The 24,531-nt window shown below is 51.4% G+C and carries 23 protein-coding genes; 7 read left to right on the plus strand and 16 right to left on the minus strand.

What is annotated here, in order from left to right:
- Positions 1-8: 8 nt before the first annotated feature.
- The 9 genes from ACYVBJ_RS14015 to ACYVBJ_RS14055 all read right to left on the minus strand — a co-directional run bounded on the left by ACYVBJ_RS14015 (position 9) and on the right by ACYVBJ_RS14055 (position 8,223).
- Entirely contained in the window at positions 9-722 is a 714-nt protein-coding gene (locus tag ACYVBJ_RS14015; RefSeq protein ID WP_460982931.1) for a 2-phosphosulfolactate phosphatase, read from the minus strand.
- Positions 723-846: 124 nt separating this feature from the next.
- Positions 847-1,932: a glycine cleavage system aminomethyltransferase GcvT gene (gene gcvT, locus ACYVBJ_RS14020; protein WP_460982932.1), complete on the minus strand. Its 1,086-nt coding sequence runs from the start codon at positions 1,930-1,932 to the stop codon at positions 847-849.
- 143 nt (positions 1,933-2,075) lie between these two features.
- Complete coding sequence (locus ACYVBJ_RS14025; RefSeq protein WP_460982933.1) at positions 2,076-2,612, minus strand: hypothetical protein; 537 nt, start codon at positions 2,610-2,612, stop codon at positions 2,076-2,078.
- A gap of 73 nt (positions 2,613-2,685) precedes the next feature.
- Positions 2,686-3,210, minus strand: coding sequence for a hypothetical protein (locus ACYVBJ_RS14030; RefSeq protein WP_460982934.1), 525 nt, complete (start codon positions 3,208-3,210; stop codon positions 2,686-2,688).
- 208 nt (positions 3,211-3,418) lie between these two features.
- Entirely contained in the window at positions 3,419-3,859 is a 441-nt protein-coding gene (locus ACYVBJ_RS14035) for a hypothetical protein (protein ID WP_460982935.1), read from the minus strand.
- Between the two features lie 207 nt (positions 3,860-4,066).
- Positions 4,067-4,897: an energy transducer TonB gene (locus tag ACYVBJ_RS14040; RefSeq protein ID WP_460982936.1), complete on the minus strand. Its 831-nt coding sequence runs from the start codon at positions 4,895-4,897 to the stop codon at positions 4,067-4,069.
- Complete coding sequence (locus ACYVBJ_RS14045) at positions 4,804-5,550, minus strand: energy transducer TonB (RefSeq protein ID WP_460982937.1); 747 nt, start codon at positions 5,548-5,550, stop codon at positions 4,804-4,806. The genes ACYVBJ_RS14040 and ACYVBJ_RS14045 overlap by 94 nt, the downstream gene beginning before the upstream one ends.
- A 97-nt stretch (positions 5,551-5,647) precedes the next feature.
- The gene (locus tag ACYVBJ_RS14050; RefSeq protein ID WP_460982938.1) at positions 5,648-6,310 is read right to left on the minus strand and encodes a deoxyribose-phosphate aldolase; all 663 of its coding nucleotides are present in this window, start codon (positions 6,308-6,310) and stop codon (positions 5,648-5,650) included.
- A gap of 101 nt (positions 6,311-6,411) precedes the next feature.
- On the minus strand, positions 6,412-8,223 hold the full coding sequence (locus ACYVBJ_RS14055) for a pseudouridine synthase (RefSeq protein WP_460982939.1): 1,812 nt from the start codon (positions 8,221-8,223) through the stop codon (positions 6,412-6,414).
- Positions 8,224-8,518: 295 nt separating this feature from the next.
- Between ACYVBJ_RS14055 and ACYVBJ_RS14060 the strand changes: the two genes are divergently transcribed.
- On the plus strand, positions 8,519-10,522 hold the full coding sequence (locus ACYVBJ_RS14060) for an acetoacetate--CoA ligase (protein ID WP_460982940.1): 2,004 nt from the start codon (positions 8,519-8,521) through the stop codon (positions 10,520-10,522).
- 270 nt (positions 10,523-10,792) lie between these two features.
- Positions 10,793-12,430 carry a S41 family peptidase gene (locus ACYVBJ_RS14065; RefSeq protein ID WP_460982966.1) on the plus strand — a complete coding sequence of 546 codons (1,638 nt, stop codon included), beginning with the start codon at positions 10,793-10,795 and terminating at the stop codon, positions 12,428-12,430.
- Positions 12,431-12,512: 82 nt separating this feature from the next.
- Here ACYVBJ_RS14065 and ACYVBJ_RS14070 read toward each other — a convergent pair whose 3' ends face one another.
- From ACYVBJ_RS14070 to ACYVBJ_RS14085, 4 genes are all read right to left on the minus strand, one after another.
- Positions 12,513-12,965: a hypothetical protein gene (locus ACYVBJ_RS14070; RefSeq protein ID WP_460982941.1), complete on the minus strand. Its 453-nt coding sequence runs from the start codon at positions 12,963-12,965 to the stop codon at positions 12,513-12,515.
- Between the two features lie 235 nt (positions 12,966-13,200).
- Positions 13,201-13,959: a LytR/AlgR family response regulator transcription factor gene (locus ACYVBJ_RS14075; RefSeq protein WP_460982967.1), complete on the minus strand. Its 759-nt coding sequence runs from the start codon at positions 13,957-13,959 to the stop codon at positions 13,201-13,203.
- Complete coding sequence (locus tag ACYVBJ_RS14080; RefSeq protein WP_460982942.1) at positions 13,959-15,062, minus strand: sensor histidine kinase; 1,104 nt, start codon at positions 15,060-15,062, stop codon at positions 13,959-13,961. The genes ACYVBJ_RS14075 and ACYVBJ_RS14080 overlap by 1 nt, the downstream gene beginning before the upstream one ends.
- A 183-nt stretch (positions 15,063-15,245) precedes the next feature.
- Entirely contained in the window at positions 15,246-15,605 is a 360-nt protein-coding gene (locus ACYVBJ_RS14085) for a T9SS type A sorting domain-containing protein (RefSeq protein WP_460982943.1), read from the minus strand.
- 501 nt (positions 15,606-16,106) lie between these two features.
- Between ACYVBJ_RS14085 and ACYVBJ_RS14090 the strand changes: the two genes are divergently transcribed.
- From ACYVBJ_RS14090 to ACYVBJ_RS14100, 3 genes are all read left to right on the plus strand, one after another.
- Entirely contained in the window at positions 16,107-16,571 is a 465-nt protein-coding gene (locus tag ACYVBJ_RS14090; RefSeq protein ID WP_460982944.1) for a hypothetical protein, read from the plus strand.
- A 161-nt stretch (positions 16,572-16,732) separates the two neighbouring features.
- Positions 16,733-17,182 carry a hypothetical protein gene (locus ACYVBJ_RS14095; RefSeq protein WP_460982945.1) on the plus strand — a complete coding sequence of 150 codons (450 nt, stop codon included), beginning with the start codon at positions 16,733-16,735 and terminating at the stop codon, positions 17,180-17,182.
- A gap of 272 nt (positions 17,183-17,454) precedes the next feature.
- Positions 17,455-19,197, plus strand: a complete 1,743-nt coding sequence (locus tag ACYVBJ_RS14100) for a hypothetical protein (protein WP_460982946.1) — start codon at positions 17,455-17,457, stop codon at positions 19,195-19,197.
- Here ACYVBJ_RS14100 and ACYVBJ_RS14105 read toward each other — a convergent pair.
- Positions 19,194-19,451 (minus strand): hypothetical protein, encoded by a 258-nt coding sequence (locus ACYVBJ_RS14105; protein ID WP_460982947.1) that lies wholly within the window; start codon positions 19,449-19,451, stop codon positions 19,194-19,196. The genes ACYVBJ_RS14100 and ACYVBJ_RS14105 overlap by 4 nt on opposite strands.
- A 111-nt stretch (positions 19,452-19,562) precedes the next feature.
- The gene (locus ACYVBJ_RS14110) at positions 19,563-21,083 is read right to left on the minus strand and encodes a PKD domain-containing protein (protein WP_460982948.1); all 1,521 of its coding nucleotides are present in this window, start codon (positions 21,081-21,083) and stop codon (positions 19,563-19,565) included.
- Positions 21,084-21,382: 299 nt separating this feature from the next.
- Here ACYVBJ_RS14110 and accD point away from each other — a divergent pair, with 299 nt between their 5' ends.
- Complete coding sequence (gene accD, locus ACYVBJ_RS14115; protein WP_460982949.1) at positions 21,383-22,225, plus strand: acetyl-CoA carboxylase, carboxyltransferase subunit beta; 843 nt, start codon at positions 21,383-21,385, stop codon at positions 22,223-22,225.
- 110 nt (positions 22,226-22,335) lie between these two features.
- Positions 22,336-23,313: a radical SAM protein gene (locus tag ACYVBJ_RS14120; RefSeq protein WP_460982950.1), complete on the plus strand. Its 978-nt coding sequence runs from the start codon at positions 22,336-22,338 to the stop codon at positions 23,311-23,313.
- A 1-nt stretch (position 23,314) separates the two neighbouring features.
- Here ACYVBJ_RS14120 and ACYVBJ_RS14125 read toward each other — a convergent pair whose 3' ends face one another.
- A complete protein-coding gene (locus tag ACYVBJ_RS14125; RefSeq protein ID WP_460982951.1) occupies positions 23,315-24,430 on the minus strand; it encodes a T9SS type A sorting domain-containing protein in 1,116 nt (371 codons plus the stop codon).
- Between the last annotated feature and the right edge of the window lie 101 nt (positions 24,431-24,531).

Genomic DNA, 24,531 nt, shown 5'->3' on the forward strand with positions numbered 1-24,531 from the left:
GCCGTACACTACCGCACTTCCATGCTGACCAGTGCATTCCCGCGCAGAACAGGAATGACATCGTACAGATCATGCTGGAGGCAGTACGTAATGTCTTTCTGGATGCCCAGCCGCTGAAGACGCCGAATGTGCGACGCATTGGCCATATAGCCGACCAGATTGCTCTTTCCGTCGCAGTACAGTCGTTTCGCCATCATGGCGCTGTCTTCGGCTATCGCATAACTATCTTTCAGGCGTTCAACCAGAGCACCGGCAAAGAGGGTATCTTCCAGGTTGACCCGGCCTTTCCAGCCTGCACAGAGCACCATTACATCATACGGTTCGCTTTGCAGGTAGTGCGCAATCGCGTCCAGATTCAGGAATGAGCCGACCAGCACCTTTACCGCCGACCGCGAGCGAGTGATAGCTAGCGTACCGTTTGTCGTGGTCATGGCGATGTTGGCACCACGAATCTGCTCGGTCATGTAGGTGAACGGCGAGTTATCGAGCTCAAAGCCGTCTACTTTGCGGGCGTTACGTTCGGCTGCGGCCAGGTAACCGCGCTCCTGCAGGAGCCGACACTCGTCGACGGTGGCAACGGGAATAATACTGTTCACACCGTGCGCAAAGGCCGTGACCATGCACGATGTTGCCCGAAACACGTCGGCGACAACCACAATGGTGTTTTCAACCGTATGCAGATGCAGGAGGTCAGGCGTTAAACAAACGTCAATTTGTTTCATGAGAAGCTGTCCAGACCGGGATTGAGAGGATTGAATGGATTAACAGGATTTTGCTTTAAATAAAAGCGAGCAGCTATAAACAAAATCCTGTTAATCCATTCAATCCTCTCAATCCCGGTCTGGATTATTTTTTTACGAAAGGAAGCTTAACAACCTGCGCTTTGAGGAGTCGATCGCGCACGTTTACAAAAATTTCAGAGCCGGGTTTGCTGACAGCAGTCGGTACGTAGCCTAAGCCGATGCCTTTGCCGAGGGTAGGGGATTGGGTACCTGATGTAACCTCACCAATCTTGTTGCCATCAGCGTCGGTTAATGGATAGTGTCCACGCGGAATACCCCGATCAATCATCTCGAAGCCGACGAGCTTATTCGCCACACCCTGCTCTTTCTGCTGCTTTAAGACGTCGGCATCAATGAAGTTATGCGTGAATTTGGTTACCCAGCCTAAACCGGCTTCCAGGGGCGAAGTTTCATCGGTGATGTCGTTACCGTATAAATTATAACCCATCTCGAGCCGCAACGTATCGCGCGCGCCCAGGCCGATTGGCTTGATGCCGTACGGCTTTCCGGCTTCCATAATGGCGTTCCAGACGCCTTCGGCCTGGTGGTTCGATACGTAGATTTCGAAACCACCCGCGCCCGTATAGCCCGTTGCCGATACAATCACGTTCGCGTAACCGGCAAAATCGGTTTTCTCGAAGGTGTAATACGTCATTTCCAAATCGGCGGGGGTAAGCGATTCGAGGGCTTTAGCGGCCAGCGGTCCCTGAACGGCAAACAGACACATGCCATCCGAGATATTCACCATTTCGACCTCGTTGGTGTTATGGCTCAAAATCCAGTCCCAGTCTTTATCGATGTTCGACGCGTTGACAACAAGCATGTACTCGACTTCGCTGATGCGGTATACCAGCAGATCGTCGACAATGCCGCCCCGGCCGTTGGGCAGGTAGCTGTATTGAACCTTGCCATCGAACAGCGTACTGGCATCGTTGGCCGACACCCGCTGGATGAGGTCGAGGGCACCTTCGCCCTTGAGGATGAACTCACCCATGTGCGATACGTCGAACATGCCGACGCCATTCCGGACGGTGTTGTGTTCGTCGAGATCGGAGGTATAGCGAACGGGCATCTCGAAGCCCGCGAACGGCACGATCTTCGCGCCTAGTTGCTGATGAATGTGATGGAGAGGAACTTGCTTGAGCGACATCTGCGCGGAGGTTATCCCGCAAATTTACCAAAATGTCTGAAAACGCCCGTTGTCAGCACGTTAAACCCGAAAGAGATTGGCAGGCTGAATTTGATCCAGACCCTCTCTCAGCACAGGCGCTTGATTCGTTACTGGAAAAGCAATCAATCATATGTTGGATACCACTCGGGAGGAAACAGAAAAAAGTCAGGTCCTTCGACATACGTAGTCAGGCAGTCGATTCTGCGTTTGGGGTTATGCTGGCACCTGAATAACTCATAATCCCTTTTGTAGGCCTGTTCGACCTCGGCCAAAACCCCGTCTTTTGTATTTGTCGGGCCCACTACGTACTGTCGGTAAATTAACCATTTGCTTTTCTCGGCTTTACCCTGACTTTGCTGTGGTACCCAGGTTCCGTTTAGGTCGATTAACTGTTTTTGAATCGTTTCGTAGTAGCCCTTCGGTACGTTACCCGATACAACAAGGGTATCTAAAAAGCCCGTCTCAGAGAGTTTGAATTTAACCGTTACGACAGTTGCGCTGTCAGGTTTCTGGCTAAAACCCGCATACAGGTTTACGCCCGGAGTACGCTGCGTTTTTAGGTGCGGAGGAATTGCCTGATTGATCTTCTGAGCCAGGCTAATCCCCTTAGTCAATACCAGAAAAACAAGAAGAGCGGTTACTGGTTTGACTTTTTGCATCGTGTTCGCATTGTTTGTCACCCATGTAGCACTTCGTGTCCGGTTTATTGGAAGGATTTTCCGATTCACAACCCTAGAACGTTTCGCCGACAAACGGTTGCTTCTCTACTAACTTCCCTTTCTTGAAAGTTAATTTCCACGCTTCAGGATCGTGTTTAAACGAACAAGGAATTACTGTTGGTTGCGATGAATGTGTAACCAACTGCGTGTTATCACAGAGGTCACGTTGAAGTACCTTCTTTAAATTGATAAACCATGCTTTCGGCTTTTTGAGCAGGTGCTCCGTTCCATCATAAATCAACACAAGCCGGTTTTCAACATAGCCATAATTAGTTGGCGGATTGTCGTCAACCTGAGAAAGAAGCGAAAACATCGTGAGAATAATGTCACAATCGTTGGCTCCCCTTCTGGAAAGAATTAATACGGGAACTCCCCGTGTTGGAGCGTTTAATTGATTTTTCCTGATGTATTCCTTGAAAAACGCAGAAAAAGACGGATCCACGAAGGCAATCGCATTTCCGCTATCATGCTGGGCAACTGCAAAAGTGTGCGATACGACGAGGACACAAACGCACACGAAAAGCACCCGGATGTTCATAGACGATGATTGAGCAATGTGCAGGAACACGAGTCAATTTAAGAAGCTATTAGCCAAATAAATGCAGGCATTTTTTGCGATTATATCGCGAACGGAACCGGCTTTAATCCCTTTGGCCTATTTGCAAACGCCGTTTTTGTACTCCGAGTATTTTAAAAGCTCAATCAATGAAATTGTTGCACTTTTGGGGTAACCATTGATTTATGCGTCAATCTCGAGGATAAATATCTCCTTGTTTTAGAGCAAACCGTTCCTTTTGGGCAGAGCTTAAACCGTAACACAATGAAATGACGATATCATCATTGTACAGATACGTAGTACCCGGCCAAAATTTCCCTTTACTTAGCGAAAGCTGTATCTCATCAGTGACTTGAAGAACCCCTAGTGAAGGGTCTTTCTCATAATATTCATACTCACCCATGTGTTCAGGGCTGAATAATGCTTCAAAGGGCTTTTGAAACTCTTTTCCTAGAGCCGCTTTGAGCGAATCAAACTTTATGCTCTTATCCTTTAACGTAATTAAAACGCCATAAGGATGACTTCGAGGATCACTAACTGCACTGTTAAACCGCCAAACCACTTGAGCCTGTTTGGTTGTATCAGTCAAATGATCAAGCGATTCAACTGCATTAGGATATTTTCGTTTCAATTCAACAGAGGTGATTGGAAACTGAATAGTGTACCCTGTAATCGTTGTAACGAAAGGCGGTGACTTTTGGACGCACCCCGAAAGTAACAGGAGTATACACAGACACAGAGCCTTTCCAGCAGTAGGCATCGTTTTAATATAAATTATTTACGAATGTTGAAGAATTTCGTTTGTCTCCTAAATAAGTGTTAGGACGATAACACTTAGCTATCTAAATGCAAAGTTGATAGGCATGCTATACCTGACTTTGATCGGCTCTCCGCGTTGAATGCCAGGGATCCATTTACCCTGAGTCTGATTGATAACTCGTACCGATTCCTCGTCGCAACCAAAACCTAATCCCCGTAGAACCGAAATATCCTGGATAGCCCCGTCCGTATCGATAGTGAATGTGAGGAATACTTTGCCCTGGACATTGGCTCGTATGGCCTGGTCAGGGAAATGCAGGTTCTTACTTAAGAAGAAACCCAGCGCATCCATTCCTCCTTTAAATTCGGGCTGTTGCTCAATCTTCGTGTAGCGGAGTGTGTCACCTCCAGCCCGAATGGCTTTACCACCTTTACAAATCCCCTTGTCGTACTGCTCCTCGTAGAAGTATGATTTATCCGTATAGCGGCCCGTCCAGACGCCCTGCTTAAGACCATTCTCGTACGTGCCCTGCTCGATGAGTTGTGTCCGTAATCCTGCATCGGTGCGAAGCATTGTATTAAGACGAGACGTAACATCTTCTGAGCTAACGATGCGGCCAGTGCCATCTTTTATCAACTGGCGACCTGCGCTATCCCAAAACGCAATAAGCTTCTCCGACTCCCTCAACGTACCTCCTCTTGGTTCAATACCTTTTTTTACTTGCTTGATCTGACCATTCGCGTACCAGGAAGTTACGCTATATTGGTCATTTGACTCTTCTTTACGTTCAGCGACTAACCCATTGTCATGATACGTTAAATCGAGTCCTTTAGCGATGCCTCTTCGTAATAAGACCGACGTAGCAGCTTTTCGGACCGTTGACCTATGGTGTAAACAAGGCCTTGCCATACGCCCGTATTAGCTCCTACATAGCCAAGCGAGTAAGAGGGTTGATCAGTGAACCGACCCCAATTCCTTTCGGCTCTACGAACTAGCGACAGACGGTTATATTCTTTCCACCCTCGATTCGTTCGTTCAAAGATTAAGACGTCACCCGTCGGTAAGCCATTTGTATCTACAGGTGAGACTTGCTTGTAGCGAACCCGCTCGTTACTATCCAGAAGAGGTTTTCGGTCAATATCATAATAACTTACCCGCGTGCCATTCGCATACGTAAAGGGCGGATTAGGCTTGAAGGTAATCGGGATCGTGACGAGCTGCCGAACGGCTTGCCCTCCTTTCTGAGCGGGTTTCCAGGCGTTGAAACCCTTAAAAACACGTAACGCTTCCCGGTCGCAGTCGGGGCGGAAACCCTGCATAACTTTAGCGTCGGTAAGGCGACCATCTGGCTCGACCACAGCCGTGACAATGACCCGGCCCCCAATCCCTTTAGCTTCGGCCGCGACGGGTTTACGCAGGTTTGCCTGCAAATAGGTAGTTAAATACGCCATGCCACCACGGGGCTCGGCGGCTGTGTCGACCTCGAAGGGTTGATAAATAGATTGTTGGCTGAATGCCGGAAGTTGTAAAAAGAAAAGAAACGCTAAGAGATAGGTTTTCATAAATGAGTTGACGAATAAGGTCTCCAAATTAGATAGAGAAAATCTTATTTGTCAAGGCTATTATGTAAACAATTAGCTGAAAAAGGTGATTACGTGCTTATCGATCAATTGAGCGGACTGAACTCGGCTCATAACGCAGGCAGAGCCGTTCGACACCAGCCGCGACGAGTTGTTCCTGCTGCTCCTGTGTTGCGCCATCGGCGACGATCTTGACGCCCACCGATTTCGGTACGTCCTGGCGAAAGGATAAAGCGGCTTCCAGCGAAAAGGAAGTAGTAAGGGCATCGGTTGCGTTTTTGAGGAAGTCCGCCCCGGTATCGGCAGCCAGTTTAATCATCTTCGTTGTTTGCTCCGGATCGAGCAGCGACGTTTCCAGGATGACTGTAAACAGCTTTTCCTGCGCGTGGATAAGACTAACGAGCTTGGCCAGTTCGATTTTTAGCCAGACGGAGGCAGGGGAAAAGAGCGCGGACGTATTCAAAACCACTTCAATGTCGCTGGCACCGTCTTTCAGAGCCCATTCGATTTCGGTTTGTTTGGCTTCGGTACGTTGATACCCGAACGGATAACCAACGACCGTCGACAAAGCCACCGGGTGGTTGTCGCCCAGCTCACGCCGAAATTTCTTCACCCAGAACGGAGCCACCGTTAGCCCGGCCATGCCCAGTTGTGTCACTTCATCGAGCGCATCGTACTGCTTATTGAGCGTTACGTTCGGATGGAGCAGTGTGCGTTCGGTATAGGGGAAGAGGTGATTCATGATGCAGAAAAGAGAAAGAGCGAATGAGTGAAAGAATGAATATTCAAATATCCATACGGTAAACGCTCTCTCACTCATTCACTCTTCCACTCATTCACTCTTTAATTAAAGTACTTCAGCTTCACCACCTCTTTAGGGTCGAGGAAGCGCCACTTGCCGCGGGGCAGTTCTTTTTTGGTAAGACCCGCATACGTAGTGCGGTCGAGTTTGGTAACCTCATAGCCCAGATGCTCAAAAATACGGCGGACAATGCGATTGCGACCCGAGTGAATCTCTATGCCAATGACGTGTGCATCGGGCGTAACAATGCTTAGCGCATCGGGTTTGATCAGACCGTCTTCGAGCTCAATACCGCGCTGGATCGCTTCGAAGTGCTCATCGGTAATGGGCTTATCGATCTCAACCTGATAGATTTTGCGGATGTTATGGGACGGGTGGGTGAGCTTATCGGCCAGTTCTCCGTCGTTAGTCAGCAGCAACAGCCCCGTTGTGTTGCGATCCAGGCGGCCTACCGGATACATCCGGAAGTTACCCGCATCGGCTACCAGTTCCATCACGGTTTTCCGTTCTTCGGGATCATCCGTAGTGGTGATGTAATCCTTCGGTTTGTTCAGCAGGACGTACACGAACCGTTCGGGGTTCAGAGTTTTGGTGCCATACTTAACCGTATCGCCTTCTTTTACTTTATAACCCATTTCAGTCACGACTTTGCCGTTAACAGAAATGTCACCTCTGGCAATGAGTTCATCGGCTTCCCGGCGGGAACAAACGCCTGAGTTGGCGATATAGCGGTTCAGGCGCGTCAGGCCATCATCGGCTGCTTTGCGTTTGGGCTGATCGCTTTCCTGGCGCTCCCGTCTTTGCATGGGGGCATTATGCCGCTTCTCCTCCAGATCGTAGTTGGGCGCTTTGGCATAGAAACCCGTGCGCCGTTCGCCCGATTCCTTCCGCTGTTCGGGTGAGAATCGCGTGGACTCGTTACGTGAGTTGCGACGGTCATCGCCACCAAATCGGTTGCGCTCGTCAGCATCGCGCTGAAAACCACCTACCCGTTTGAACGCTGGCTTATCCTGCCGGTCGTTCCGGTCGCGTGACCCGGCAGGCCGGTTGGGGCGATCGTTATCCCGGTTAAAACGAGGTCTTTCTGAATTGGAATTGTCGGAACGAGGCTCACGGCTGAAACGGGAAGAGTCCGAATCCCGGCGATCTCCATCGCGCTCGAATCGGGGCCGGTCGTTCCGGTCAAACCGGGGTTTATCATCTCTCCGGTCACGATCACCCCGATCGTTCCGGTTGAAACGAGGGCGGGCCTCATCGTCGCGGTCCCGGCGGTTCGTCGACCGCTGGTCGCCCGGCCTGCTATCCCGGTTGGGACGGTCAGTGCCACGGTCGAACCGGGGTTTGTCTGAATTAAAATTATCGGAGCGGGGTTCGCGGTTAAAACGAGGGCGGTCCCCATCAGGTCGGTTTCTGTCGAAAGAAGGACGACGATCACCGGAACGGTTCTCATCACGGCCCCGGTCGAAGCCCGGGCGCGAAGGACGCCGGTCTGTCCGGTCGTTGTCGTCCCGGTTAAAGCGCGGACGGGCTCTGTCGCCCGCATCGCCACCACGGCTGGTATCCCGGTCGAATCGGGGACGGCGGTCGTCGGAACCACCTGAGCGATTGTCAGTCGGCCGGTTCCGGTTAAAGTCCGGGCGAGGACCATCATTCCGGCGATCGGTGGGCCGGTTGGGGCGGTCGTTGTCCCGGTTATAGCGGGGCGCTGAAGCATCCCGGCGGTCAGTGTTGCTGCTCCGGTTAAAACGTGGGCCGTCGTTCCGGCGCTCTCCGCGGTTGCGGTCGTCATCCCGACGACCCGATGAACGACGATCACCGTCCCGGCTGTCGTTCGAGTCAAAATCCTGATTCATGGAATAATCCAGTAAATTGTCTTATTTTATTTTTATGAAGTGCTGATTATCAGTGCGTGGGCTGAAGCGTAGTTCAAAAGGGATGCAAAGTTACGGCTTTTCGCCGGAACCGTACTATGTCCGTTGTCTCTCCAACGCTTTTTCGGGTAAAAACAATCCGCAGACCACAGAAGTCGTTACTAACTCGTGAGTTCCCGTGTCCGCACACCGGTTTAACCTGCCCAAATCAGATTGACGTACCGGCGGCAAGTGCTGACCTGAGACTCGAACCTAGAACCAACGGCCCAACTGGATCATGCCTCGCCCAACTCTGACGCCTTTATACACGCCCGACCGACGCGCCATCGAGCAGTCGCTAATGAAACAATACATTAACTGGTTATTTATAAAAAAAGGCTTGTATTTCCGGGATTACGACGATCTCTGGGATTGGTCGGTGACGGATCTGGAAGACTTCTGGGAGAGCATCTGGCAGTTCTTCGGCGTTCAGAGCCATACACCGTACCGCCAGGTTTTCTTTAAACCGAATCCCCGGGAGATGATCGGTACCGAATGGTTCACCGGTGCAACGCTCAACTATGCTGAACACATTTTTCGGCATAAATCGACATCCCGTCGAACGGATGGGGGACGTACCGACGGGGCACCGGCTCTGCTGTTCGCGTCGGAGCGGCAGCGGCTGGAAGCGATCGAATGGGATGAACTAGAGGACCAGGTTGCGGCCGTGGCTGCGTACCTGCGGTTGCAGGGTGTTGGAATCGGCGACCGGGTCGTATCTGTGTTGCCGAACATTCCGGAGGCCGTTGTTGCGTTTCTGGCGACCAACGCCATCGGGGCCGTCTGGTCGAGTTGTTCGCCTGATTTTGGTACCGCCAGCGTGCTCGACCGGTTTCAGCAAATCGAGCCTAAAGTGCTCATCGCGGCCGATGGCTACACCTATAACGGCAAGGCCATTGACAAAACCGAGGCTACCCGTGAGCTGAGAATCAACCTGCCCACGCTTCAGCGCGTGGTGTGGGTGCCATACCTGAACCCCGATAGCCGACTCGAACGGGCTACGCTCTGGCAGGACGTCTTGAACACGCCCGCACCCGATGGATTAACGTTTGAGCCCGTACCGTTCAGCCACCCCATCTGGATTTTGTATTCGTCGGGCACAACCGGCAAACCCAAAGCCATTACGCATAGCGTTGGCGGTTGCCTGCTCGAACACCTGAAGGCGCTGGCGCTGCACCAGGACGTCCGCGTGGGCGACCGCTATTTCTGGTATTCGACGACGGGCTGGATGATGTGGAATTATGCGGTTGGCTCGATGCTGGCTGGCGCTACGTTGGTGCTCTACGACGGCGCTGCGGGCTATCCGGATCTGAACGTGCTCTGGAACCTGGCCGACGAAGCCCGAATCAATCATTTTGGGGGTGGGGCGGCTTATCTGCTGGCCTGCCACCGGGCGGGCATAAAACCTTCCCAGACAAACAGGCTGGCGTATCTGCGCACGATCGGCTCCACGGGTTCGCCCCTGCCGCCCGAAGGGTTCAGCTGGGTTTATGAGTCGGTTAAGTCGAACGTATGGCTGATTTCGTTAAGTGGCGGTACCGATGTGTGCAGCGGCTTCGTGGGCGGCAATCCGCTGCTGCCAGTCTATGAAGGCGAAATTCAGAGTCGGCTGCTGGGTTGTAAAGTTGAAGCATTCGATGAAAATGCTAAGCCGGTTCGGGGCGCTTTGGGCGAAATGGTTATCCTGGAGCCGATGCCGTCTATGCCGATTTATTTCTGGAACGACCCTAACAACGAACGGTACCGAAAGAGCTATTTTGAGGAGTATCCCGGAATCTGGCGGCACGGTGATTACATACGCATTACCGAACGGAACGGCGTAATCATCTACGGTCGCTCCGATGCTACCCTGAATCGGGATGGCGTTCGGATCGGGACGAGCGAGATTTACAGCGCCGTGGAGCAGTTGCCCGAAATTGCAGATAGTCTGGTGGTGGGTCTGGAGCGGCCCGGTGGCCGCTATTTCATGCCTTTATTTGTGGTTTTGCGCGATGGCTTTACGTTAAACAACGACCTCATCACCCGCATTAAGCAAACGTTACGTAGTCAGTTCAGTCCGCGCCATGTTCCCGACGCGATTTACCCGGTCAGCGACATCCCGTATACGATCAGCGGCAAGAAACTCGAAACACCGGTCAAGAAGATTTTATCGGGCGTCGATGCTTCGCTGGTGACCAGCAAAGATACCCTCCGTAACCCGGCGGCTTTGGACCAGTTCACGGAATTTTCGATGGAACAATAAGGTCTGCAGCGAACATGAAATGGGCTGAAATGCAGGCTGATTTCCTCAAGTTTATTTATTCATTAAATTTTTATACCATACAAGACCTTCTGGCAAACATTTCGCTATCTTCTGCTCGTTTAGGGGATAGATATTATCTGATGTAAGGAGGGCTAGAACAGAATGGAAGCAGGACAACACGTCAACGATGAATCGGCCGGGCACAAAGGCACCGGGCGCCCGGGCGCTAACAGCCAGATTCAAAACGATAAAGCAACGGTTCGATTACCTATGCTGCTGGGGATAACCTTGGCCGGTGGTATGCTGGTTGGTGCCACATTTTTTGGGGGCGCTAAAAGTATTAATAACATTGGGCGTGGCTATGCCAAATACCGCGAAATTCTGCAACTGATTGAAAACAACTACGTTGATACGGTCAATACGGATGAATTAGTCGATTTCTCGATCGAGAAAATGCTCCATAAGCTCGATCCGCACACGGCCTACATGAACCCGCAGGACGCGATAGCAGCGCGGTCGCAGCTGGAAGGCGGATTCGACGGCATCGGGGTTGAGTTCAACATTTATAAAGATACCGTTTACGTCGTGACGCCCCTGGCGGGTGGCCCATCAGAGGCCGCCGGTATTCAGAGCGGGGATAAGATCATTAAAGTAAACGATACGCCCCTGGCCGGTGGAAAAGTTGAGAATAGCGCGGTGTTTAAAGCACTTCGGGGTAAACGCGGTACGGAGGTGAAAATGACGATTCTCCGTAAAGGCGAAAAAGAAGGCAGGGTATTTACCGTTACCCGCGAACGGATTCCGACTTACTCGGTTGATGCGGCTTACATGGTCGATGGAAAAACGGGATACATTAAGGTGAACCGCTTCTCCGAAACCACCTACGATGAGTTTAAGACGGCGCTAAACGCCTTAAAGGGACAGGGCATGACCCAACTGATGCTCGATTTGCGGAATAATCCGGGTGGCTACATGGACCGCGCGACGAGTATAGCCGACGAGTTCATCTCGGGCAACAAGCTGCTGGTCTATACCAACGGCAAAGACAGTCGCTACGATCGCCAGACGCACGCGCGGGTGACGGGTCAGTTTGAAGAAGGGCCACTGGTGGTGCTGATGGATGAGGGAAGTGCTTCGGCTTCGGAGATTGTAGCGGGTGCTTTGCAGGACCACGACCGGGCGTTGATCGCGGGTCGGCGGTCGTTCGGGAAAGGGCTGGTGCAGATGCCGGTTCAACTCTCCGACGGTTCGGAGTTACGCCTGACCATTTCCCGGTATTACACGCCGAGCGGACGTAGCATTCAGAAGCCCTACATACCCGGTCAGGAAGGGGACTACGAAAAAGACCTTGAACTACGCTCGAAGCGGGGTGAGTACTACATCGCGGACTCTATCAAAAACGACCCGAAACTGAAATTTAAGACCGACGGTGGCCGGGTTGTTTACGGTGGGGGCGGCATTACGCCAGACTATTTTATCCCACGCGATTCGAGCTGGCAGACACCGTATCTGTTGCAACTGTACGGCAAGAACATCATCCGCGAATTTGCGATGGAGTATGCGAACGACAACCGGAAGAAGCTCGACAAACTTTCCTTCGATGAGTTCAACCAGGCCGTAAACATCAACGATGAGCTGCTGGCCCGGCTGGTGAAAGACGCTACGGCCGAGGGTATCAAGTACAACGATAAGGAATTCCAGCGCTCGAAGAATTACATCCGTACGCAGGTGAAAGCCTTGGTAGCCCGGTACATTTATCAGAAGAGTAACAAAGCCGGTCAGAACAACGAGTATTTCAAAGTTGCCGGTGAGGTAGATGATACGTATCAGAAGGCCCTGAAGCTCTTCGACCGGGCTAACAAGCTCGAACACGGTACGTTTACGTACAATCAGACCGAGCGGAAATAGATCCGGAAGAATCGGAACAGCGAAGAGCGTGCAGAAAGTAGACCAATTTACTTTCTGCACGCTCTTCGCTGTTTCTACGTGTTTAATTGAGCGTTTGCTTCTTGCTGAACTGATACACCAGTCCCAGAAACGATTGCAGGTTGCCCGTCTTGAAGTCTTTGCGGGCGTACGGGGCTAGCTCAAACGCAACCCGCAGGTTCGGTACGAACGGAATCGGCTTAATACGTACGCCAACATGCAGCGAGTACCCTTCCAGTACGTCCCGGTCGTCGATGCTGTTCAGGAAATTGAACCGAACGCCCAGCCCCGTGTAGTAGTTGACCTGTTCTTTACGGACTACGTTCACCATCGGGCAAAAGGTGGTGCTGAGCGAGCCAAACACCGTATTCGTTTGAACACGGGCGTCGAGCCAGAGGGCGCGTTCAGCATTTGAGCTGACAGAAATGAGGTTGTTGAAGGGGTAGTAGGCCACCGATGCCTGACCAAAGGCGGACGCGGCAAGGCTAACCAATAGCGCAGTCAATACGTGTTTCATGGCCGCAAAGCAACAACTTTCCGGCTACAAACAAAGCCGAAGCCGAAGCCACTCGGTCAAAATCTGAGCGAAGAGCTAGCTGTGGTACGCTGAATTGCTATAAAAGAACGTAATGCGGATCGGTTTAGAATGAATAGTAACCAATTGCTGAAGCCTCTACTATCACACCCAACCGGGTTCATACTCGCCTGAGTAACGTAGTCCGTTCGTGCTCGGGATAATGAGGAAATGTAGCTTAACGGCCCAGCCAGTCTTTGAACTCCGATAGCCGACTCATACTGACGAACACTTCCTGGCGAGATGCAGGCAGCAAATCGAGTTTGAGTTTTCCGGCTGAATAAGCATGAACCGTCTGGATGGCAGCCCGGGCGACGATGAACTGGCGGTTCACCCGAAAAAAATGGGTTGGATTCAGCAAATCCGATAACTGATCGAGGCTGTATTCGAGCGGCAGCAACTGACCGGCTTTGGTAAGCAGAAACGTAGCTTTTTCCTCCGAAAAAAAATACGCGACATCGGTCACTTCCACGCTGTGTATTTTGGTGCCAAGGCTAACCATAAACCGCTCTTTAAAACCATTCGAGGGAGGTTTCTGGATATATTGGAGCAATGTAGTCAGGTCTGGCAGTGCCGGTTGGCTGCGGAGGGCTTTGAATTTTTCAAGAGCGGCTACTAACTCGTCGTAGTCGACCGGTTTGAGCAAATAATCGATGCTGTTCACCTTAAACGCTTTCAGGACGTACTCGTCGTAGGCAGTCGTGAAAATAACCGGCAGGCTGATCGTCAGTTGTTCAAAAATACGGAAGGCTAGCCCGTCTTCGAGGTGAATATCCATAAACGCCAGATCGGGCATTGGGTGGTGCGTAAACCACTCCACCGCTTCGTTTACCGAAGGGAGCTGAGTCAGAATATGGATCGTTGGGTCGTATTTTTTCAGCAGTCGCTCCAGTTGGCGGGCGTTACGATCTTCATCTTCAATAATGACGACGTTCATCATAAAAGGGGAAGTTTAACAAAAAACGATTGGTCTTGCTGGCCGTAGGTCACGGTTCGAGGGGTAAGCAGCGCGTAGCGGTTAACGATATTTCGTAACCCTACACCCGTCGACGTTTCGGGTTGATCGCGGGGTAACAGCGGATTCTCCACCAACAGCACATCCGCCTGGCAGTAGATCCGAATGTGCAGGGGCGATTTTATGGACATTCGATTGTGTTTGATCGCATTCTCGAGCAATAGCTGAAGGGCCAAGGGCGCGATCCGGTACTGCTCCTGCTGGGCCTGATCCAGTTCTATAGAGACATTGAATTTATGCTCAAACCGGATCTCCAGCAGAAATGTATAGGCCTGAATGAACTCCACTTCCGTCTTAAGGGAAACGAGTTCCTGATCCCGCTGCTCGAGGATGTAGCGGTACACCCTGGAGAGCTGTTTTATGTATTTCTCGGAGAGATCCGCGTCCTCGTGTACCATGGAAATCAGAATACTCAGGCTGTTGAAGAGGAAGTGGGGACTGAGCTGATGTTTCAGCGCTTCAACCTGACTCAAAGCCGCTTCTTTCTCCGACTGCTCGGCCCGAAGCTTCACCTCTTTCAGTTGCTGGTAGGAGCGGGAGATAATGGTCAGGTAAAAGGCGGATAACATCACAACAAGGTTGAATACCTTATTCACCCGCTGCAAATAAGCGAATACGTCCGGGCTGAACGGTGGGGTATGCGTCTGGTGATGACCGGCATCCGGCTGGAAAATAAAGGAAAAGATCGTTAAAATGATCCATTGAAAAACCTGGGCGTAGAGCAGGGCTAGTGCGAGCGAGATAATCATGCTCACTACGAGCGCTCCCCAGTTGAAATCCAGTAGAAAATCGTCGCCAAACAGGCGAAACAGCTGAAGTTGCAGCCAATCCGTGATGATAATCCAGATAAAGTATAAACCCAGCGCAATCAGAACAACAATGCTTATAAACGGCAAAAGCTCTACCAGCTTAGCCGGGGTGCGAACCGACTGAGGCAGGTTGATATAAAGCAGTAAGGGAGAATACAGCACGAGTAACCGAATGGCCAACTGCCATTTTTGTCGGTACGTAAGCGTTGCGACCATGCTACGTTGTCAAAGGCAAAGCAACCGACGGGCTACTACTGCTGAGTGCGAAAAAAGGGGCCGAACCGTTCGTTGGTTCAGCCAGGACACTGTTGCCGGTCGTATTCGGATTGGCTGACCAGTTGCCTTTTCGTATGGTTTGGCCAATACGTATTGGCCAAACCAGCAACCACTCTTCGAGCATCAGGATTCCTGAACAACAAAGCTTTCGTGGGGGTCAGTCTGCACAACAAACGTTTTAACGAAGGTTTCTTTGTCGGTTTTCAGCGTCAGGCGATACGTACCGGCGGCCAGATTTGAGAAATCGAACTGGCGGCTCAATCCTTTTTGAAGGGCCACGTTTGATGCGTAGAGAGACTGCCCTTTATCGTTCAGAATGGCAAGCTGCCCTTTGGTCTGATACGGTTGAACGTATAGCCTGATTTTATGCTCGGAGGTCATGACCAGATGGGTCTGAGCGGTTGACGGTTGTGGCGTTGATTCCGTAGCGAATGATGCGGTACTGGCTACCAGGCCCAGCATGAGAATTAAGACTTTTTTCATGGCTTTTTGACGTAAGTATTTGTTTATCCCGTTCGACCGGCAGGCCTTATTGGCGGCCGGTGAGACAAAATTGCCATGAGATCGCCAGGTCAGAAACTAAAAGGCGATGAGCGCCCGAATCCGCCCGATGAGCGTGAGATTTTGCGGGTTGAGTAATTACCATACTTAATCATCAGGCGCAGGTATAAACGTATTCGATCGGATTTTTCGTCGTTCAATCGCTCAATGAATCAGGAGGTTATCCTGCTAGTAAGCTAACCAATACAGCTTCCTCCTGAACACGCTTTGCCGGGCCTACTCCTCTCTTTTACTATCCTGCTCCGGTCAGGCTCTATACAAAACAGCTATAATCGTGACCGGTAATGGGAAAAGAAAAACGGGCATTGCGCTGAAAATACGAACTAGTTTGTATGGATTCTCCCCTTTCTGAACCCCCACCTTTGTATCGCTCAAAGGGACAAACCTTTTCGTGAGTTAAACCAAACAAACTAATTGAATTCAATGAAAAAAGGCATCGCAATACTCGCTATTCTGCTCGGCTTTGCGGCTGAAGGATTCGCTCAGGTCGGCCAGGGGCAGTGCGCCGTAAACATCTATTACATTACGCCGGAAGAAAAGCAGCCAGTCATGCAACTCGGTGAACTTCCTCTGCTCGGAATTTCGGACGCTGAGGGAGATCCGATTTATTCTGTTACAATGAAGGCGGATTTTACAGCAAAAAAGGTAAGCAATCTGGTGGTTACAGAAATCAAAACGGGCAAAAAGTGGCTGATGAACCAAGTTGCTATGCTAACCACACCCGTTCCGTTTCAGTGCAAGGCAGGTGATTTGACATCGACGGGTATGCGAATCCACAAAGGCGTCGGCACGAACCTGGCTGTTTATGTTTCCGTACCCGATCAGAGTGGTAGCCCCATTATTTACCTGTACAAACCACCTATCCAGAATTTCGCAGCAAAACTTTAACGCCTGGAAATCTGCTCGTTAAGTTCGCTCTGTCAGGACGCTTTCGGCAGACAAGTAATTTCTTCAGCGCATCGACTCGCTGTCCAGAGCGAGTCGAACCAACCACGTTCCGTCTGTACCAGTCTACTTAATTTAATCAACCTTTAAAAATCGCCAGTACAATGAAAGTTGCATGTAGCATTATAATCCTATGCCTGATTACAATCTCAGGCTACGCCCAACAGGTTAAATACTCCTTCGAGGAGGTATCCTACAATCCCCGCGAGAAAACGAAAGTGGTGACGGTCTATTCGTCAGACATTGAAGGTGACGATGGTGCACCTAAGTACAAGGTCAGGGCCTCCATCGATATCACTGCAAATAAACTAGCCAGTAATTACGTGTATTTGAGCGGACCTACGATCAAGGGTGAGCTTTGTATGAGCAATGTGACCCATATCAGTCATTTATACCTGAATACGCCCAACACGGGGGGGGTAGAAGCGTATGCCTGCCGCAATATATTTACCAATGTTGTCTTTTATTTCCTGGTTGGTGCCACAACCTCCGACACGCTGAAATTCCTGATCTATGTGCCGTCGGGTCCACAGTCCCTGCAGCTGGGTAATTAATAAATCAGATGATCATTGTTTAGAGCGGCCAGAGCACGAAGCTCTGGCCGTTGCCTTTACCGGCCGTAAACAGATTCCCTTCGGTTCCTGCCCGATAGTCACCTTATTCAGGGCAGATCGCTGAACGGCTGTACGTGCTTACACATAACAGAGCTGGTGCAGAATGGTGTGAATTTCATAGAGCTGAAGGCCATAAAATACAAACAAGTCGGTATTGAAACTGCCCCGCTGAAGCGGCCAACTTTGTGATGTTCTTCACCATGACCAACCCCATGAATGTTGCTTTACGGTTCCTCGTTCTCTTCTGGTTAATTTTGTTGTCCAGGCCGGTTGAGGCTCAGATTTGCCAGCCCGATTCATCCGCGAGCTACGCCAGTACACGACCTGATTCTACCCTTTTGCAGCAGCCAGCCGTGCAGTTCGCGGGCGAGTTGAGTCTCTCGGCGGGAGGTTATGCAGTGCGTGGCCTGGAAACAGACCATGCTCAACTAACGCCCTGCAATTTAAGCGGTGTGCTGATGCTGATAGCGCCTTCGGGCTGGCGCATTCCGCTTCAGATCGTTGGGAGTTCACAGCGAAGTCAGGGGCCACAAGCCTATAACCAGATTAGTATTAGTCCGCAGTATAAGGACTGGCTTACGTTGCACGGCGGCTACCGCAGCCTTATATTTTCGCCTTTTACACTGGCGGGCCAGTCTGTAGTCGGCATAGGAGTCGAACTGAATCCCGGTTTGTTTCGCTTTGGATACATTGTGGGACGGTTTGGCAAGGCTGTGTATGCGAGTGATACCGACCTTAACCGACTGGCTTCGTTCCGACGAACCGGCTACAGCGCCAAAGTAGGGGTTGGTAACACCGAAAACTACATAGATCTGATTCTGCTCCGTGCTGCTGACGATGGCTCATCGGCCAGGCCTGACAGCTGGGGGCAGTTAACTCCTGCCGAGAACACGGTGCTGGGCCTAAGTGGTCGGATACGGTTGTATAAAAAACTGCTGATTACACTCGACGCGGCCAGCAGTGCATATACTACCGATACGCATAGCTTTAGTACGTCTGCTTTTGCCAGCAGTCAATCCGGATGTTGGAAAGGGATCAATTGGCTGGAGAAGTTTGTCGCGGTCCGACCGTCGACGGATTTTCGGACGGCTTTGCAAACATCACTTGGTTACAAGGGGAAATGGGGTGATCTGAAACTACGATACAAACGCATTGAACCCGGCTATAAATCGATGGGTGTGTACTCCGTTCAGCAGGATATTGAAAGTATGACGGTGGTTCCTTCGCTGCGACTTTTTAAAAAGAGGCTCAATGTGCAGGTCAGTGCGGGCTGGCAGCACGATAATCTGTGTAACCAGAAGAAAATTCGCCTGAACCGTATGATTGGCTCGTTCAGTGCGTCCTATGTATCAGACAGTGACTTAACTCTTGATCTGACTGTGTCTAACCACGGCATTACGCAGCGAGCGGGTTTCCGGCCCTTGAACGATACGATCCGCGTGGCCCAAAATAACCGAACAATATCGGGTAGTGTGTTTAAAAGCTGGACCGGCCCGACGCAGGTGCACACGGTAACCGGCTTGGCTACGTGTCAGGAGTTGCAGGATCTAAACTCATTTACCGCCGAAACTAACCAGTACAAGAATTGGAGTTATAGCCTGACGTACTCTTTTCAGCATCTGCCCACCGGCTTGAACGTAACCGCTGGTTATAGCTATACTCATACCAGGATGCAGGCCATCACCAGTATGTTCTACGGCACCTTGGTGAGTATTGACCAGAAGGTAGGTAAGAATGATAAGCTGGAGATAAGCCTGGCTGTCAGTTATCTGAAAAGTCTTGAGCAGATCACTGACTACACCCAGGTAGATCTTCTGCTGAATACCAGTTTTTCGATCAACTATCAATTGTCAACTCAGCATCGATTGTCGGTGAGCGCTAATACCATGCTTAATCGGGGCCCGCAGCCTATCCGTGAACAACAGGGTACTGTGCAATACGTACTCAGTTTCTAACGCACCCGATCAGTCTGGCTATTGCATCGTTTGAATGAGCACCTAATGACCTGCTGAATAGCTTCGCCGTTGGCGAGTCGATTGAAGCCGGTATTATCCTCATCAAGTATTAGCATGTTATTGACATGGCCATACGTATCGTTATCCCGCCAGCGCGTGATGATAATCCGGAAATACTGAAAATTGCTCTGTTGTTTGGCTGCTCGCATGGCTTCGTTCGGCTGGATCGCTTGGATACTCTGAGCAGGAAGCATCTCTGCAAAATACAATTTTCGTAACAAGAGCGCGCTCAGATGTCTATAAACGAACAGGCGGCTCAGAACCGAATCCGAACCGCCTGCGCGCGTGGTACGTTGTTGCAAAGGCTATTTATCAATCATAATATTTGCTGCGCCGTTGGCCTCGAACGTATTGATTGTCGCTGCGTCGGCATTCAGTACGCAGTTGTAGCCGACGTAGATACCGTGCCCGGTGCTGCCGCTGATTTTCGTGTTTTTAATCGACAGAGCGGCCTTGGCCCCGTACACCGCAATGTTCGTTTTCTTGCCCGATACAATCGCGTTGCTGCCGGCATTGCTGATCTCGGCGTATTCGATAACGTTCTGCGGGCTGGTTGAGTAACAGATCAGCCCTCTCCAGTAACCGGGCGTGCGGCTTGCCCCCGTAATCGTAATCTTCTCCGTTGCGGTGCCTTTAGCCGATAGATAGCCCTCGCCGTTAATCCGGATAGCTGCGTCGCGGCCCACTTCAATTGTAACGCCCGGGTTTAACTTCCAGCCGGTATTCACGGTGAGGTCGCCATTTAGCCGGTACGGTGTTTTGTCGGCAAAACCGGTCCAGACCGTTTCGGCATCCTTACTGTCCTGAATAGCTGACGTGCTCACTTCCACAACGTTACGTCCATTGCCACTCGTGAATACGGATGCAGCATCGAGTTTTATTACGTTCACTGCATCCAGTAAAATACCGGCTTCCGTGTTGTTTTTGAACGAGTTGGTGCTGAACTCCCGCAGAATCGCCCCTTCGTTGACGAACAGACCGTAGCCGTCATTATCCGCAAACAGGCTGTTCTTCAGCGCGATCTGCGCTTTGCCGTTGCCAAAAAGCGCCATACCCGCTTTAACGCTGCTGAGCAAAGCCCGGCTGCCTGCGTGATGCACTTCAATGTTCTCGAATACGTTTGCGTTGCTGCCCGAATACACCATAATGCCGACCCAGAAGCCTTTGGTTTTTTGAACACCTACGAACTTGATTTTCTTGTCGGCTTCGCCTTTCGCTACAATCAGCCCTTCACTGTTGATGTCCAGGCGGGCGTCCCGCTCGAAAGCAATCACTACGCCTGGATTGATGGTCAGTTCCGACGTAACGGCCACGCTCTTGGTGACGATGTAATCAGGTAGTTCGGGATTGAGGACGCGGTCCGTTAAAACCGTTTTAACCGTAATGTTCTGGGTAATGGCCAGCGGCTCGGCGACGGATGCGGTTACCAGAACTTTGTCGGTGCTGCGTGCCGTACCGTTCGAAACGGTTAGCTCCACTTCGTATTCGCCAACTTCGTCAGGAGTGAACGTGGGTTTGGGCGTTGTCGGGCCACCCAGCGTTACGTTGCTTTTGGCGGGTTTGCGGACGAGGTTCCACTGAAACGTAAGCGGTTTGCCCTGATTGTCGGCCGATGCGCTTCCGTCGAGCGTAACGGGTTGGCCAACCTGAACGTTCTGATCGGCACCAGCCGCGGCAAGCAGGGTACTGTCGGGCGCTACTTCGGATTCTTTTTTACAGCCCGTTACCAGAACGGTCGTGGCAAAAAGTAAGGTGAACAATCGACTGAGCATCCGAGCTGATCTACGCGTGTCCGTGCCGGAGAGGAAGGTAAAAGAGGGTGTCATTAGTACTATTCTGCGTTGTGTTTTGGTTTTATTGGCCCAAAATTGGTGGAGCGAACACCCTTACCCCATCTGATTAGGGGCGAACAGGAATAAATGATCGTTTAACCGTCACAATGGATCAACAAAGCGAGATGTCTGCTGAAAGGCCGACTGCGTGGAAGACGATGATTCGTGCGCTTTGTTTTGCTTCGACCACCTGATTTCTTTGTACCTTTACGCCCGTTTGCGGCAGGTAGCCTGTAGCTGCACCTAATCCGGATACCTGATAACAGGCCGCTCATCAACTGTCTAGTTCAACTATGTCTTGGTTCGTTAGAAAAGATAAGGGCATTCAAACCCCAACCGAAATGAAGCTGGAGGCTCCTGACGGTCTGTGGTACCAGTGTCCAAACTGTAAAAAAGTGATGCACACGCGGGAGCATAAGCTCAATGCCTATACCTGCGTGCATTGCAACTACCACGAAAAGATTGGCTCAGACGCCTATTTCTCGATTCTTTTCGACGAAAACGAGTTTACCGAGCTTGATCAGTCTATGACCTCGGCCGACCCGCTCGGTTTCGTTGATACAAAGCCTTACCCCAGCCGGGTGAAGGCAACCATCGAAAAGACGGGGCTGCGCGATGCCGTTCGGACCGCCTATGGTACCATGAACGGGGTCGATGTAACCATTGCCGTCATGGACTTCAATTTTATTGGCGGTTCAATGGGATCGGTTGTGGGCGAGAAGATTGCCCGGGCCATTGACCACGCCATGAAAACCCGAACGCCATTTCTGATGATCTCCCGATCGGGTGGGGCGCGGATGATGGAAGCGGGCTTTTCGCTCATGCAAATGGCGAAAACCTCCGCGAAGCTGGCCTTGCTGTCGCAGGCTAAGCTGCCTTACATTTCGCTGCTGACTGACCCGACAACCGGGGGCGTAACGGCTTCGTACGCCATGCTGGGTGATTTCAACATCGCCGAGCCCGAAGCGCTTATCGGTTTTGCCGGGCCGCGCGTCATTCGGGAAACTATCGGTAAAGATCTGCCTAAAGGGTTCCAGAGCGCGGAATTTGTCCTGGAACATGGCTTTCTCGATTTCATTGTCGATCGGAAAGACCTGAAAGACAAGCTGGCCAGTCTGTTCCGGATGCTGCAGTAACGAGGAGTTGGGAGCGAGGAGATAGGAGTGAGCATATTTATGCGTCTATTTCTTTCAATAAGTGGAGCCTTCTCACTCCCATCTCCTCGCTCCTGATTCCTAAAAAAGTCATGCGTCTCGTCTCCCATCCGGTTTTGTGCAACTACTACGTTACGTACCGCTGCAACGCGGCCTGTGGTTTTTGCGACATCTGGGAGCGCCCCTCTCCCTACGTTACGCTCGACAGTGCCCGCCAGAATCTGCGTGACCTCAAAAAGCTCGGCGTTCGGGTTGTCGATTTTACGGGTGGAGAACCCTTACTGCATCGCCAGCTGCCCGAGCTGCTCACCGAAGCCAAGGAGCTGGGTCTGATAACAACCGTTACGACCAACGCCTTGCTGTATCCCAAACAGGCGGAACGACTTCGCGGACTGGTCGATATGCTTCACTTCTCGCTTGACTCGCCTATCGCCGAAGAGCACGACCAATCAAGGGGAGTTCGGTGTTTCGACAAGGTTATGGAATCCATTGCCATCGCCAGGCAGTTAGGCGAACGCCCCGATATTTTATTCACCGTTTTTGAGCACAATGTGCAGCAGATTCGGCAGATGCACGAAGAAATCTGCTTGCCCAACGATCTGGTCTTGATCCTGAATCCGGTCTTTGAGTATAATACGGTGCAAACCGGCGAACGTTTCTCGGAAACGGCCCTGCAGCAGATGTCGTGGTGGGGGCGGCAGAAAAATGTGTACCTCAACGACGCCTTTATTCAGCTCCGGCGGGATGGCGGCAATCATGTTGACGATCCCATCTGCCGGGCGGCCAGCACCACGATCGTTATTTCGCCGGAAAACAAAATTGTGTTGCCCTGCTACCATTTAGGCCTCAAAGATTTTTCGATCAACGATAACCTGTACGCTCTATACCGCTCCGAGGAAGTTCAGAAGCTAGTAGCGCTGGAAGGTCGCTTACCCGCCTGCGAAGGCTGCGCGATCAATTGTTACATGCAGCCGTCGTTTGCGGTAGAGCTGAGTAAATACTGGTGGAAAGCGCTGCCCAGTACCCTGAAATACAATTGGGTAAAGGGAACCTGGAAGCAGCTGCTGTAAGCTACCGCTTAACCACTTTTCGGACCAGCGATCGTCCGCTTACTTCGGTACGTAGTATGTACTGACCCGGTGCCAAACTACCCATGCTGATCACCTGCTCGTGCTGACGGGACGCTTTTGTGAACGCAAGCTCATGCACCAGCCGACCCGTAGCATCCATTAACTGAAGGGTGGCCGGTGAAGCCGTAGCGGTTTGCACAACCACCTGCAAACGGTCGTCGACCGGATTCGGAAAAACGGTAAGCGTTACGTCCTCAGTGGCGTATTCGCGAATAGCCGTCACCACGGCTTCGACCACAGCCGGTTCGTAGCCCGGAATAACGGCCGGTGTGCCCGGCTGATCAACGACTAGTACGCTAATCTCTTCGACGGTCTGGCTGATGAGTATACCCCGTCTGTACTCACTCACGGTTACGGCAATGCTGTAGGTTCCTTCTTCGGTGGGGGCATTCCAGACCAGGTTGCCCGTGCGGCCGTTCAGTTTAAACGTACCCCGGCGCGTTACGTCATTGGGGAAGCTATACGAGTCAACTGGCTCACGAAGGCATTGATCCGATTTGTTGCTGGTCGAAGGCGTGGCTAAAGCGTATACCAGGCTATCACCTTCGGCGTCCGTGGCCGAAAACGCAATGGTTGCGGGCTGATTGACACTCAGTCTGAATCCGTTCTGAGGAAAGGCTAAGGTTGGGGTAGTATTTGGCGTCTGCGTATTCGTGGAAATAGACGTAGTGAGGAGCAGCGGCAATTGATCGGCGCGGGTTATGTTTCTGGCGGTGGTGCGGTTTTGTATGGATGTAGACAACACGTAGTTCCCCGGACCGGCGTAGGTATGGACAATCTGGTAGGTATTCACACTAAGCGTATTGTCGCCTGTTCGTACGCGTGCTACTCGGGTAACGTTCGAGCTGGTTCCATCGCCGAAGCAAACACTGATCAACTGCGCCTGGTCGGCGGCAGCCCGTCCCGACACTTCATCGAGGTAGACCGTTACGGTTACTTCATAACTGGTGGTTGAACCTGAAATAGCCTTGGCCTGGATGTAGCCGCCCCGCAGGTGCGTAGCGAGTGATGCCTGAACGCTCAGCAGCGTCAAGGCCAGGAGTATAAATGATTTCATAACGGCGTTACCGGAAGAGAAGCTGAACTTTATCGGATAACTGGAAATGGCTACTTACCTATATATCGATTTCAGAACATTTCGTAAGCGGTGGTAATTGC

It is taken from the genome of Spirosoma fluminis (assembly GCF_054778895.1).

Bases quoted from the DNA above. Each gene is read 5' to 3' on its own strand.
- ACYVBJ_RS14015 (WP_460982931.1), bottom strand. From the start codon at position 722: ATGAAACAAATTGACGTTTGTTTAACGCCTGACCTCCTGCATCTGCAT.
- gcvT (WP_460982932.1), bottom strand. From the start codon at position 1,932: ATGTCGCTCAAGCAAGTTCCTCTCCATCACATTCATCAGCAACTAGGC.
- ACYVBJ_RS14025 (WP_460982933.1), bottom strand. From the start codon at position 2,612: ATGCAAAAAGTCAAACCAGTAACCGCTCTTCTTGTTTTTCTGGTATTG.
- ACYVBJ_RS14030 (WP_460982934.1), bottom strand. From the start codon at position 3,210: ATGAACATCCGGGTGCTTTTCGTGTGCGTTTGTGTCCTCGTCGTATCG.
- ACYVBJ_RS14040 (WP_460982936.1), bottom strand. From the start codon at position 4,897: ATGGCAAGGCCTTGTTTACACCATAGGTCAACGGTCCGAAAAGCTGCT.
- ACYVBJ_RS14045 (WP_460982937.1), bottom strand. From the start codon at position 5,550: ATGAAAACCTATCTCTTAGCGTTTCTTTTCTTTTTACAACTTCCGGCA.
- ACYVBJ_RS14050 (WP_460982938.1), bottom strand. From the start codon at position 6,310: ATGAATCACCTCTTCCCCTATACCGAACGCACACTGCTCCATCCGAAC.
- ACYVBJ_RS14055 (WP_460982939.1), bottom strand. From the start codon at position 8,223: ATGAATCAGGATTTTGACTCGAACGACAGCCGGGACGGTGATCGTCGT.
- ACYVBJ_RS14060 (WP_460982940.1), top strand. From the start codon at position 8,519: ATGCCTCGCCCAACTCTGACGCCTTTATACACGCCCGACCGACGCGCC.
- ACYVBJ_RS14065 (WP_460982966.1), top strand. From the start codon at position 10,793: ATGCTGCTGGGGATAACCTTGGCCGGTGGTATGCTGGTTGGTGCCACA.
- ACYVBJ_RS14070 (WP_460982941.1), bottom strand. From the start codon at position 12,965: ATGAAACACGTATTGACTGCGCTATTGGTTAGCCTTGCCGCGTCCGCC.
- ACYVBJ_RS14075 (WP_460982967.1), bottom strand. From the start codon at position 13,959: ATGAACGTCGTCATTATTGAAGATGAAGATCGTAACGCCCGCCAACTG.
- ACYVBJ_RS14080 (WP_460982942.1), bottom strand. From the start codon at position 15,062: ATGGTCGCAACGCTTACGTACCGACAAAAATGGCAGTTGGCCATTCGG.
- ACYVBJ_RS14085 (WP_460982943.1), bottom strand. From the start codon at position 15,605: ATGAAAAAAGTCTTAATTCTCATGCTGGGCCTGGTAGCCAGTACCGCA.
- ACYVBJ_RS14090 (WP_460982944.1), top strand. From the start codon at position 16,107: ATGAAAAAAGGCATCGCAATACTCGCTATTCTGCTCGGCTTTGCGGCT.
- ACYVBJ_RS14095 (WP_460982945.1), top strand. From the start codon at position 16,733: ATGAAAGTTGCATGTAGCATTATAATCCTATGCCTGATTACAATCTCA.
- ACYVBJ_RS14100 (WP_460982946.1), top strand. From the start codon at position 17,455: ATGAATGTTGCTTTACGGTTCCTCGTTCTCTTCTGGTTAATTTTGTTG.
- ACYVBJ_RS14105 (WP_460982947.1), bottom strand. From the start codon at position 19,451: ATGCTTCCTGCTCAGAGTATCCAAGCGATCCAGCCGAACGAAGCCATG.
- ACYVBJ_RS14110 (WP_460982948.1), bottom strand. From the start codon at position 21,083: ATGACACCCTCTTTTACCTTCCTCTCCGGCACGGACACGCGTAGATCA.
- accD (WP_460982949.1), top strand. From the start codon at position 21,383: ATGTCTTGGTTCGTTAGAAAAGATAAGGGCATTCAAACCCCAACCGAA.
- ACYVBJ_RS14120 (WP_460982950.1), top strand. From the start codon at position 22,336: ATGCGTCTCGTCTCCCATCCGGTTTTGTGCAACTACTACGTTACGTAC.
- ACYVBJ_RS14125 (WP_460982951.1), bottom strand. From the start codon at position 24,430: ATGAAATCATTTATACTCCTGGCCTTGACGCTGCTGAGCGTTCAGGCA.